The organism is Streptomyces spiramenti (assembly GCF_012034385.1).
Taxonomy (GTDB): Bacteria; Actinomycetota; Actinomycetes; order Streptomycetales; family Streptomycetaceae; genus Streptomyces; species Streptomyces spiramenti.
The window spans coordinates 1-11928 of the sequence record NZ_JAAVJB010000168.1; the positions used below are offsets into that span (position 1 = coordinate 1).

The window sequence follows — 11928 nt, forward strand, 5'->3', positions numbered from 1 at the left end:
CCCCGGCCGGGGCGGGCGACGCCCGGCGGTGACGCGGATCACCTCGCCGGTGCGCCGGCCGACGGGCGCCTCGCGCCCCCCGGCACCCCGTCCCGCGACCCGCGACCCGCGACTGCACCGCGCCGCACCGCAAAGAGTCCGGTGAACGGGGGCGGCCGACGGACGGGCTGTCAGGCGTACCCGAGTTCGTGCAGGCGGTCGTCGTCGATGCCGAAGTGGTGCGCGATCTCGTGGACGACGGTGATCTCGACCTCCTCGACCACCATGTCGCGCCCGCCGCTCTCCCGCTCGCACATGCGCAGCGTCGGCCCCATGTAGATCGAGATGCGGTCCGGGAGCACTCCGGCGTACCACTCACCGCGCTCGGTCAGGGGTGTCCCCTCGTAGAGGCCGAGCAGCTCGGGTTCCTCCGGTGGCGGCTCGTCCTCGACGAAGACGGCGACGTTGTCCATCATCCGGGTCAGCTCCGGCGGGACGCGGTCCAGCGCCTGACCGACCAGGTCCTCGAACTCCTCGCGGCTCATCTCCAGCACGTCCCCATTGTGCCGCCCGTCCCCCGGAACCGGGCGGACGCGGCCGGAGGAATCCGGCCCCGCCGCCCCCGGTCCCGCGACCCCCAGGGCAGTCACCGGCCGAGCGCCCCGCGGCCCGGCGGCGGCCGGAAGCGGCCCGACAGGGCCGCCACGGATCCGTTTTGGCGATCCGAGCGGCTATCCCATATGCTTCTCACGTCCCCGACGGCGCCGAACAAGCGCCCAGGTGGGCCACCAGCCCTCATCGTCTAGTGGCCTAGGACGCCGCCCTTTCAAGGCGGTAGCACGGGTTCGAATCCCGTTGGGGGCACGCTTTACCATGTGTGGAACGATGTTCTGCGCATGCGCAAGGTCCTGTGGAGCAGCTTGGAGTGCTCGCCACCCTGTCAAGGTGGAGGCCGCGGGTTCAAATCCCGTCAGGACCGCTTGCAGATCACCCCGGTGAACTGCGTGGCTGGGTAGCTCAGTTGGTACGAGCGATCGCCTGAAAAGCGATAGGTCGCCGGTTCGATCCCGGCCCCAGCCACCTCACAGAACGCCCCGGACGGTACGCCGTCCGGGGCGTTCTCGTCGTGCGGCCGAACGAGGAGGCCCGGAGCCTCGCGTGCCGACGCACCCGTGACGGACTCCCCCGAGGCCGAAGCCCGAGCTCCCGCTCCGCCTGCGCCACGTTCCGCCCGGTCCTCGCCCTCCGGCGCAGCGCACCGACCGGCCGAGGGCGGCAACGGCGGCCGGACGTCCCGCCCCCTGTCGCCCACCTCCTCCGGGCACCGGCCGGTGTACCGCGTCGGCGCGGGCCCCGTTCCCGTCGTGGGTCGCCGTTTCCACCGCAGGCGGTGAGGTACCGAGATCCCCGCGTCGTGTCCCCGCCCTTCGCCTCCCGTGGCCGTCGGCTCGCCGGAGCACTCCGTCGGCCCGAGCGGCGGCCCCCGCGGACACCACCCCCGTGCAGCCGGAGCCGCACGCTCCGTTAAGGGCTCGCCCAGCGGGCGCGCCAGGTGAGATCCTGGTGGCGGTATGTCCAGACGACCTTCTTCCGCGCGGGTCGCGCAGGCCGACCAGGCCCCGCCCGTCGCCGACACCGCGTCCGCGTCCGAACCCGAGTCCCCGCCCGAGTCCTCCCCCGCCTTCTCCGAGCTGCTGGAACGAATCGCCGCCCTGATGCTGCCCGACCAGCGGCGGCTCGGCCGCCGCCTGGAGGGTGTCCGGCGCGTCCGCAAGCCGTCGGCGCGGGCGCAGGCCCTCACCGAGATCGGCCGCTCCGTGGACGAGGCGGAGGCCCGCGTCGAGGAGCGCCGCGCGGCGGTCCCGAAGATCACGTACCCGGAGGCGCTGCCCGTCAGCCGCCGCAAGGACGAGATCGCCGCCGCGATCCGCGACCACCAGGTGGTGATCGTCGCCGGGGAGACCGGCTCGGGCAAGACCACCCAGCTGCCGAAGATCTGCCTGGAGCTGGGGCGCGGCGTGACCGGGCTGATCGCGCACACGCAGCCGCGCCGTATCGCGGCGCGCACGGTGGCGCAGCGGGTCGCCGACGAGCTGGGAACCCAGCTGGGCGAGGCCGTCGGCTGGAAGGTCCGGTTCACCGACCAGGTGGGCGACCGCACCCTGGTGAAGCTGATGACGGACGGCATCCTGCTGGCCGAGATCCAGCAGGACCGTGACCTGCGGCAGTACGACACGATCATCATCGACGAGGCGCACGAGCGCAGCCTCAACATCGACTTCCTGCTCGGCTACCTGGCGCAGCTGCTGCCGCGTCGGCCGGAGCTGAAGGTCGTCATCACCTCGGCGACCATCGACCCGGAGCGGTTCGCCCGGCACTTCCGGTCGCAGGACGGCGAGCCGGCGCCCGTGGTGGAGGTGTCCGGCCGGACGTATCCGGTGGAGGTGCGGTACCGCCCGCTGTTGGAGGAGGGCGGCGAGGAGGGGGACGGCGCCGACCGGGACCAGGTGACGGCGATCTGCGAGGCGGTGGACGAGCTCCAGGCGGAGGGGCCGGGCGACGTCCTGGTCTTCCTCTCCGGTGAGCGGGAGATCCGGGACACCGCGGACGCCCTCGGCAAGCGGCAGCTGCGTCACACCGAGATCCTCCCGCTGTACGCGCGGTTGAGCCACGGCGAGCAGCAGCGCGTCTTCCAGCGGCACTCCGGCCGCCGGGTGGTGCTGGCGACCAACGTGGCCGAGACCTCGCTGACGGTGCCGGGCATCAAGTACGTGATCGACCCGGGGAACGCGCGCATCTCGCGGTACAGCCACCGCACCAAGGTGCAGCGGCTGCCGATCGAGGCGATCTCCCAGGCCAGCGCCAACCAGCGCAAGGGCCGCTGCGGGCGGACCAGCGACGGCATTTGCGTGCGGCTGTACTCGGAGGACGACTTCGAGAGCCGTCCGGAGTTCACCGATCCGGAGATCGTGCGCACCAACCTGGCGTCGGTGGTGCTCCAGATGATCTCCGCTCGGCTGGGCGAGATCGAGAAGTTCCCGTTCATCGACCCGCCGGACCACCGGTCGGTGCGGGCGGGCGTGCAGTTGCTGGAGGAACTGCACGCGTTGGAGGACAACGGCAAGCGGCTCACGGAGACGGGCCGCCGGCTGGCGCAGCTTCCGGTGGACCCGCGGCTGGCGCGCATGGTGCTGGAGGCGGACCGCAACGGCTGTGCCCGCGAGGTGATGGTGATCGCCGCGGCGCTGTCCGTCCAGGACCCGCGGGAGCGGCCCGCCGAGAAGCAGCAGGCGGCGGACGAGAAGCACCGGCGGTTCCGCGAGGGGCCGGGCGAGGAGTCGGACTTCCTGGCGCTGCTCCAGTTGTGGGAGTACGTGCGGGAGCGGCAACGAGAGCTGTCGTCCTCGGCGTTCCGCCGGATGTGCCGTACCGAGTTCCTCAACTACCTGCGGATACGGGAGTGGCAGGACATCTACGCGCAGCTGCGGTCCGTGGGCCGCAGCCTGGGCATCCAGCTGGCGGAGGAGGGGGCGGAGCCGCAGCCGGACCGCATCCACCAGTCGCTGCTGGCGGGGTTGTTGTCGCAGCTGGGGCTGAAGGACACCGACAAGCACGAGTACCTGGGCGCGCGCGGGGCGAAGTTCGCGGTCTTCCCCGGCTCGGTGCTCTTCAAGAAGCCGCCGCGGTGGGTGATGTCGGCCGAGCTGGTGGAGACCTCGCGGCTGTGGGCGCGGGTCAACGCCCGTATCGACCCGGAGTGGATCGAACCGCTCGCCGGTCACCTGGTGAAGCGGACGTACAGCGAGCCGCACTGGGAGCAGAAGCAGGCCGCGGTGATGGCGTACGAGCGGGTGACGCTGTACGGCGTGCCGGTGGTCGCGCAGCGGAAGGTGAACTACGGGCGGATCGACCCGGAGGTGAGCCGGGACCTGTTCATCCGGCACGCGCTGGTGGAGGGCGACTGGCGTACCCAGCACGCCTTCTTCAAGGAGAACCGCGCGCTGCTGGCCGAGGTCGAGGAGTTGGAGCACCGGGCGCGGCGGCGCGACATCCTGGTCGACGACGAGACCCTCTACGCGTTCTACGACCGGCACGTGCCGGAGTTCGTGGTGTCAGGGGCGCACTTCGACTCGTGGTGGAAGAAGCGGCGGTCGGAGGAGCCGGACCTGCTGAGCTTCGAGAAGTCGATGCTCATCAACGAGGCGGCCCGCGCGGTGACGGAGTCCGACTATCCGGACACCTGGCGCCAGGGGCGGTTGTCGTTCGCGGTGACCTACCAGTTCGAGCCCGGAGCGGACGCGGACGGTGTCACGGTCCACCTGCCGTTGCAGGTGCTGAACCAGGTGTCCGACGAGGGGTTCGACTGGCAGATCCCCGGTGTGCGCGAGCAGTTGACGACGGAGTTGATCCGTTCGCTGCCGAAGCCGCTGCGGCGGCACTGCGTCCCCGCGCCGGACTTCGCGCGGCGGTTCCTCGCGACGGCGCCGGAGCCGGGTTCGGAGCCGCTGGTGCGGGCGTTGGCGCGCGAGCTGCGCCGGTTGACGGGCCAGCCGCTGACCGAGGAGGACTTCGACCTCGCGAAGGTGCCGGACCACCTGCGGGTCACGTTCCGCGCGGTGGACGACCGGGGCCGCCGGCCCGCGGGCGACCCGAAGCAGTCCGAGGACAAGGACCTCCCCGCGCTGCGGCAGCGGATGCGGCCCAAGGCACGGGAGGCGGTGGACCAGGCGTTCTCCACGCCGTCGCGGGGGAAGGGCGGCGGGCGCCGACGGGCGGGTGAGCCGCAGCCCGGCGCCGAGAGCGGCGGCGTCGGCCCCGAGCAGCGGTCGGGACTGACCGACTGGACGGTCGGCACGCTGCCGCGCACGGTGGAGACCCGGCGCGGCGGTCAGCCGGTCCGGGCCTTCCCGGCGCTGGTGGACGAGGGCGCGTCGGTGGCGGTGCGGCTGTTCGACTCGCAGGAGGAGCAGACCGAGGCGATGGCGCGGGGCACGCGGCGGCTGGTGCTGCTGCGGTTGCCGTCGGATCCGGCGAAGTTCGCCGCAGGGCAGCTCGACAACCGGGCGAAGCTGACGTTGGCGTCCTCGCCGCACGGTTCGGTGGCGGCGCTGCTCTCGGACTGTGCGACGGCGGCGGTGGACCAGCTGGTCGCCGCGCACGGCGGTCCGGCGTGGGACGAGGCGTCGTTCCGGAAGCTGGTGGAGGCGGTGCGGGCGGACGTGGTCCCGCTGACGGAGCGGACCGTCACCCGGGTCCGGGAGGTGCTGGCGGCCTGGCAGTCGTGCGAACGGCGGCTGAAGGGCGTCACCTCGCCGGTGCTGCTGGAATCGCTGGCCGATGTCCGGGGCCAGCTGGCCGCGTTGATGTGCCCGGGGTTCGTCACGGCTCACGGGGCCCGGCGGCTGCCGGACCTGCTGCGCTACCTGACGGCGGTGGAGCGGCGGTTGCAGCAGTTGCCGCAGCACGCGCAACGGGATCTGGCGCGTACGGCCAAGGTCCGGGAGATGGCGGACGAGTACGCCTGGCTGCTGGAGCAGTTCCCGACGGGGACGCCGGTTCCGGCCGCCGCCCGGGAGATCCGCTGGATGATCGAGGAGTTGCGGGTCAGCTTCTTCGCGCACGCGCTGGGGACCGCCTATCCGATCTCGGAGAAGCGGATCGTGAAGGCGGTGGACGCGGCCGTTCCGGAGGGTGCGCGGTAGCGCGCCGGCCCCTCCGAACGGCGGGCGCGGCGGGTGTTCCGGGCAGCGCGCGAGCGGATTGGCCTCGCGCCCCTGAACTGGGGTAGAGTCCTGTCTCGCAGCGAGGTCCTGTGGAGCAGCTTGGAGTGCTCGCCACCCTGTCAAGGTGGAGGCCGCGGGTTCAAATCCCGTCAGGACCGCATCGATTGCAGTAGGGCTCGGATTCTTCGGAATCCGGGCCCTACTGCGTTGCCCTACCGCGCCGGTCCCGTCCGGCCGGCCTCGTGCTCCCGCCCCGCAGAGCCGGAGCACTTCCATCCACCCGGGGCCACCGGCCCGACGGCGGCCGTGCGGGCCGGGTAGCCGGGCGGGTTCGCGGAAACGCCTCCAGCCACCCTGAGAGCGCGTGTGAGACCCCACGTCGGATCGGCTCGCGGCGTCAGATGCGGTCAGCCGCACGGCGGAGGCGCGCCCCTCATACCGGGTTGCCTTCGGGCGTTCCTGGCAACGCAGCAGAGGGCCGTAGCCCGCGTCGCGGGTCCGGCGTGGGGCCTCCAGCACGCCCTGAGGGCGCCAGGGGCCATCGCGCGTCGCCTCGGGGGGGGTGAGGCCGCACCACGGCTCCGCAGGGGCGCACAGCGGGGCGCACGCCTTCGGCGGAGCGAACGGAGGGCAGCCCGGACCGAGGCCGACCGGGTGTGCCGTACCTCACGTACTGCCCGGCCGACGCGTGTGGCGTGACCGGGAGGGCAGGAGTCAGGTGCGGGTCCTGCGACCGGCACCCGAGATTGAGAGGACGTCAACAACCCTCACCGACAAGCTGCTTGGCCGTCGCACCCGTTCGACCTCCGGTCGGTGGCGGCCGGCGTGAGCAGGCGGATGGGATCTCGCGGAGGTGCCGACACTCCCGCGCATCTGGTCCATACCACTCCGGCCGGATGGGAGAGTTGCGCACGGCGGGAACGCCGAGTGCCACGCGCTCGTTCTCACTATCGAACGGCGTTGACCAGGACAAGGGCAGACGGCTGTGACGGGAGTCACTGAACTTCCTTCGCGAAACGCCCCGTTGGAGCGGAGGACGAAGCTCCGAATTTAATATGTGCAATTTCACCGTTGGTGGCGAGCCTCACAGCCGCCGGCCAGGAGTGGCCCGAGGGCACGCCCGGACACCCCTGGAGCAACAGAAGACCGCACCGGACCCGGCGGAGTCCGATGCGGTCTGGGGCGCGGGCGTTCCGAGGAGGGGACCCCGGAAGCGGCGCTACTGCCTGCTTGTTACTGCTCAGGCCTCACCGCGCTGCTGAGGAATGCCCGCCAGCAGCGCACGCACCTCCGCTTCGCGGTAGCGGCGGTGCCCACCGAGCGTGCGGATCGACGTGAGCTTGCCCGCCTTTGCCCAGCGTGTGACCGTTTTGGGGTCCACGCGGAACATGGTGGCAACCTCCGCCGGCGTCAGCAGCGGCTCGGCGTCAGGGGTGCGAGCGGTCATCAGCGGCCTCCTCGAGAGAACCGAACCGAAACGGTTCATTCCTCTTAAATTCTGCAGCTTGACCCACGATGCCCGGATTCGGTGCACGTGGGTCGAGTCGGTTATAGGACGAACGGCTTGTCCTCGGCACTACAACTACACCATCGCCCCGGCCAGCTCGGCCAAACCGATGGATTTGCCACCTCAGGCGTTCATCCTCGGCGGTTGCCGGATGGACCATGTCATAGCGGACAGTCATCCCACCGTGACGACCTGTCACACCGTGACAATCCCTCACGAAAGCCGTCAAGGAACGCAAGTGCGTCCTGTCCGCACACGGCGGACAGAAGGAGCCCCACCGAGCTCCTTGTCCTATTTTGACATGAGGGGGCCGCTTGAAGGCAAGAGGTCCAGAGACATCCACCCCGTGCCATCCGTCACGCTTGGGGTGGATTGGCAGCGAATGGGACCGAATCCGACAGGAAAGGGACTTAGGTCCCTGGCGTCCCGATCCGTCTCGACTGCCCCACTCGTCGCCCCCGACCCGCCGTCGGCGAGCGGCGTGCCACCGCCCGCCTCAACTGGCGAACTGCCGCTCCCGCACGGCCGTCCAGCGCTCTGTCAACACCTCGTACAGCTCTCCTGCCCGTCCCACGTCCTCCGCGGCGAGGGCCGCGACCGCCCCGGCGACATCGGCCGCCGAGTGGTCCGCCTCCAACCGGTCTGCGGAAATGGTATGCACAAGTCCTCCGTAGTCCAGTTCGACCAGCGAACGCGGATGGAATTCCTCCAGCCAACGCCCCACATCGGCGAGCGCGGGGACGAGCAGACCGTGCGGCGTCGCGTGCCGCACCGTGCGCAGCGCCTCCCCCAGCCGTCGCCGCGCCCGCACCATCGGCGTGCGGTAACGCAGGGAGACCGACTCGTCGCGCGTCGTCGGTGACTCATCGGCTCTGCCGCCCTCAGGCCCGCCCTCCGGCCCGGCGGCGGGCCCGGGGGACGACGCCGGAGCGTCACCCGACAGCTGGTCGGCGTCCCGGGAACCGCCCGCTCCCCCGGAGAACTCGCGTTCGGAGTCGTCGAAGAGACTGAACCAGCGAATGGGAACGTGCCAGAGCGCCGACCTGATCCACGGCCGGGCCCCGGGATGCCTGCCCGCCCAGCGCAGGTGCTGCCGCTCCGCCCGGCGGCGGCCGGCCACCGGGAGCGCGCGGTCGAGGACCGAGTCGGGCATCATCCAGTGGCCGGCCTCCTCCAGTGCGTGCCAGGCCCGCAAGCGAGTGCGCCAGGGGCAGATGTGCAGCGCGCCGTCGAGCCGGGCGACGAAGGCGTCGCCGCTCTCCTCCTCGGGCACCACCCGCCCCGGGTCGGCGATCAGCCGGATCAACGACGCCCTGAGCTCGTCCTGGGCGTCCGGGAGGTCGTCGCTGCGTGCGTAGCGCTCCCAGTGGGAGCGCTCGGGTTCAGGGAAGGCCGTCAACGGCTCGTAGACCCGCAGATACGCGGCGTAGGGAACCTTCGGCACGCGCGGCCTCCCTCGGTCGGCGTTGTCGATGATCCCAGCAGGTGGACCGGGCGGCCAGTGGCCGAGGGGGTCCGTGGGAAGGTGACGTTTCCCAGGGCCCCGGGCGGGATGGACGGTCGTAGAGTCGGCTTACGGCCCTCACCACCCGCCGAGGGCATCCGCCACGACATACAGGAGTCACCACAGTGACTGACGTACGTCCCGCTGTCAGTGTCGACAGCCCGGCAGAGATCGACGTGCTGGACGTTCTGTTCCGATCGGAACAGGGCGGCCACGAGCAGGTCGTGCTCTGCCAGGACCCGGCCAGCGGCCTCCGCGCCGTCATCGCCATCCACTCCACCGCACTGGGCCCCGCCCTCGGCGGCACCCGTTTCCACGCCTACCCCGGCGTGCCCCGCCCCGAGGAGGCGGCGCTCCGAGACGCGCTGAACCTCGCGCGCGGCATGAGCTACAAGAACGCCCTCGCGGGGCTGGAGCACGGCGGGGGCAAGGCCGTCATCATCGGTGACCCGCAGCAGGACAAGACGGAGGAGCTGCTCCTCGCCTACGGCCGGTTCGTGGCGGGCCTCGGCGGCCGGTACGTGACCGCCTGCGACGTCGGGACCTACGTGCAGGACATGGACGTGGTGGCCCGCACCAACCGGTGGACCACCGGCCGGTCCCCCGAGGCCGGCGGTGCCGGGGACTCCTCGGTGCTGACCGCGTTCGGCGTCTTCCAGGGGATGCGCGCCTCCGCGCAGCACCGCTGGGGCTCACCGGAGCTGGCGGGCCGCCGGGTCGGCGTCGCCGGTGTCGGCAAGGTGGGGCACATCCTCGTCGACCACCTGGTCGAGGCGGGTGCCGAGGTCTTCGTCACCGACGTGCGGGCGGAGTCGCTCGCACGGGTGCTCAACACCCACCCGTCGGTGACGGCGGTGACCGACACGGCCGCCCTGATCACCACCCCGGGGCTCGACGTCTACGCGCCCTGCGCGCTCGGCGGAGCGCTGAACGACCTGACGGTGCGGGCACTGACGGCCACGGTCGTCTGCGGCGCGGCCAACAACCAGCTCGACCACCCGGGCATCGAGAAGACCCTGGCCGACCGCGGCGTGCTGTACGCGCCCGACTACGTGGTCAACTCCGGCGGGGTCATCCAGGTCGCCGACGAACTCCTCGGATTTGACTTCGCACGTGCGAAGTCGAAGGCCGAGAAGATCTACGACACCACCCTGGAGATCCTCGACCGGGCTCACTCGGAGGGCGTGCCGCCGGCCGCCGCGGCCGACCGTGTCGCCGAGCAGCGGATGGCCGCTGCCCGCTGACCTGGGCCCCGTACGGACACGCCGGAGCAACCGTCGGACGGCCCCGCCGCGGGCCGTCCGACGGTTGCGGAAGACATGTCACGCACCTTCGGTGGGTTGCGCTCCGAAAGAAGGTAAAATCACCGTTGACCTGGCAACGAGAGGTCACGGGCCGGTGCCGAGCCGCCTCTGTCCTGCGGACGGCGTACCGTAGGGTCGAGGAAGCAGGTACCGTTGAAGCCCGGTGGATCGGGCTCCTGCGGGGCCCGCTCCGTTCCGTGAACGCATGTCAACACTCTGGGGCCGCAGCGCCCCGACGTTGAGGGGGTCGAGCCAATGGGGCGCGGCCGGGCCAAGGCCAAGCAGACGAAGGTCGCCCGCCAGCTGAAGTACAACAGCGGCGGTACCGATCTGTCGCGTCTGGCCGAAGAGCTGGGTGCATCCTCGTCCGAACCGTCGCCGCCACCGAGCGACGAACGCTTCGAACAGAACGATGAACCCGAGGACGACCCGTACGCCGAGTACGCACGGCTGTACAACGACGACGAGGACGACGATGAGTCGCCGTCCGACGCCTCGTCGCGGCGCCGGGAGTCCTGACTCCCGCGCCGTTCGCGCTGCCGAAAGACCGGTCCGGTTCCGCCGGACCGGCTTTTGTGCTGTCCGGGGCCGGTCGCGGCTCGCCGATGGCCCCCCGCCCCGGTCGTGCGCGGAGCGCGACACGGGCCGGAGCGGGGGCCGTCCGATCAGTGCTGGTCACCGGGGTGAACGGCGTCTCAGGCGTGGTCACCGTGGAGGGTGACGGCTTCCTGGTCCGCTTCCCGGTCGGTGATCTCTCCCAGCAGCCAGGCGTCGATCCCGCGGTCGGCCAGGGTGGTCAGCGCGGCGTCCACCGAGTGCGGCGGGACGACGGCGACCATGCCCACACCCATGTTGAGGGTGCGCTCCAGCTCGTAGCGGGCGACGTGCCCCAACTCGCCGACCAGGCCGAAGATGGGTGACGGGGTCCAGGTGGAGCGGTCCAGCGAGGCGTGCAGCCCCTCGGGGACGACCCGCGCGAGGTTGGCGGCGAGCCCGCCGCCGGTGATGTGCGAGAAGGCATGGACCTCGGTGGTGCGGGTCAGCGCCAGGCAGTCCAGGGAGTAGATCCGGGTCGGCTCCAGCAGCTCCTCCCCCACGGTGCGGCCCAGCTCGGCGACCTCGCGGTCCACGTCCCAACCGGCCCGGTCGAACAGGACGTGGCGGACCAGGGAGTAGCCGTTGGAGTGCAGCCCGGAGGCGGCCATGGCGATCACCCGGTCACCGGCGCGGACGCGCTCGGCGCCCAGCAGCCGGTCGGCCTCGACCACGCCGGTGCCGGCGCCCGCGACGTCGTACTCGTCGGGGCCCAGCAGACCGGGGTGCTCGGCCGTCTCGCCGCCGACGAGGGCGCAGCCGGCGAGGGTGCAGCCCTCGGCGATGCCCTTGACGATCGCGGCGACCCGGTCGGGGTGGACCTTGCCCACGCAGATGTAGTCGGTCATGAACAGCGGCTCGGCGCCGCAGACGACCAGGTCGTCGACGACCATGGCGACCAGGTCGCGCCCGATGGTGTCGTGGACGTCCATGCGCTGGGCCACGGCGACCTTGGTGCCGACGCCGTCGGTGGCGGAGGCCAGCAGCGGGCGCTCGTAGCGCTTGAGCGCCGAGGCGTCGAAGAGGCCGGCGAAACCGCCGAGGCCGCCGACGCTCTCCGGGCGCTGCGCGGTGGCGACCCACTTCTTCATCAGTTCGACGGCCGTGTCCCCGGCCTCGATGTCCACGCCGGCTGCGGCGTAGGAGGCACCGGGAGTGCTGTCACTCATTGCGGTCTCTTCCGTGGTTCGGGATGCGTCGCGAGCGGTCGCCTGCCGCGCTCCGGCGGCGGGACCGGCCCGCTGCCCGTACGGGCGGGCGCGGGTGGGAGGGGTGCCGCCGGGCGGCGGCGCGGGTCGGCGACCGGCGGTCCTGCGC

Annotated in this window: 7 protein-coding genes and 4 tRNA genes; 7 read left to right on the top strand and 4 right to left on the bottom strand. The window is 71.7% G+C overall.

Annotated features, from left to right (window positions below):
* Positions 1-170: 170 nt before the first annotated feature.
* Positions 171-524 (bottom strand): metallopeptidase family protein, encoded by a 354-nt coding sequence (locus HCJ92_RS17700; protein ID WP_167934598.1) that lies wholly within the window; start codon positions 522-524, stop codon positions 171-173.
* A 246-nt stretch (positions 525-770) separates the two neighbouring features.
* On the opposite strand from HCJ92_RS17700, the gene HCJ92_RS17705 reads away from it, so the two are divergent.
* The 5 genes from HCJ92_RS17705 (at position 771) to HCJ92_RS17725 (ending at position 5860) form a co-directional block, all read left to right on the top strand.
* Positions 771-843 (top strand) — tRNA-Glu (locus HCJ92_RS17705).
* Positions 844-883: 40 nt separating this feature from the next.
* Positions 884-958: transfer RNA gene (locus HCJ92_RS17710), tRNA-Asp, on the top strand.
* Positions 959-985: 27 nt separating this feature from the next.
* A tRNA-Phe gene (locus HCJ92_RS17715) sits at positions 986-1059 on the top strand.
* Positions 1060-1694: 635 nt separating this feature from the next.
* The gene (gene hrpA / locus HCJ92_RS17720) at positions 1695-5681 is read left to right on the top strand and encodes an ATP-dependent RNA helicase HrpA (protein WP_245240970.1); all 3987 of its coding nucleotides are present in this window, start codon (positions 1695-1697) and stop codon (positions 5679-5681) included.
* A gap of 104 nt (positions 5682-5785) precedes the next feature.
* A tRNA-Asp gene (locus HCJ92_RS17725) sits at positions 5786-5860 on the top strand.
* Between the two features lie 1082 nt (positions 5861-6942).
* Here HCJ92_RS17725 and bldC read toward each other — a convergent pair.
* Together bldC and HCJ92_RS17735 are read right to left on the bottom strand one after the other, a co-directional pair.
* Positions 6943-7149, bottom strand: coding sequence for a developmental transcriptional regulator BldC (gene bldC, locus HCJ92_RS17730; protein WP_019431930.1), 207 nt, complete (start codon positions 7147-7149; stop codon positions 6943-6945).
* Between the two features lie 556 nt (positions 7150-7705).
* Entirely contained in the window at positions 7706-8653 is a 948-nt protein-coding gene (locus HCJ92_RS17735; protein ID WP_167934594.1) for a DUF8083 family protein, read from the bottom strand.
* Positions 8654-8838: 185 nt separating this feature from the next.
* Between HCJ92_RS17735 and HCJ92_RS17740 the strand changes: the two genes are divergently transcribed.
* Together HCJ92_RS17740 and HCJ92_RS17745 are read left to right on the top strand one after the other, a co-directional pair.
* Positions 8839-9957, top strand: a complete 1119-nt coding sequence (locus HCJ92_RS17740) for a Glu/Leu/Phe/Val dehydrogenase (protein ID WP_167934595.1) — start codon at positions 8839-8841, stop codon at positions 9955-9957.
* A 315-nt stretch (positions 9958-10272) separates the two neighbouring features.
* Complete coding sequence (locus HCJ92_RS17745; RefSeq protein WP_167934596.1) at positions 10273-10536, top strand: DUF3073 domain-containing protein; 264 nt, start codon at positions 10273-10275, stop codon at positions 10534-10536.
* Between the two features lie 176 nt (positions 10537-10712).
* Here HCJ92_RS17745 and purM read toward each other — a convergent pair whose 3' ends face one another.
* Positions 10713-11780 carry a phosphoribosylformylglycinamidine cyclo-ligase gene (gene purM / locus HCJ92_RS17750; protein ID WP_167934597.1) on the bottom strand — a complete coding sequence of 356 codons (1068 nt, stop codon included), beginning with the start codon at positions 11778-11780 and terminating at the stop codon, positions 10713-10715.
* Positions 11781-11928 lie beyond the last annotated feature (148 nt).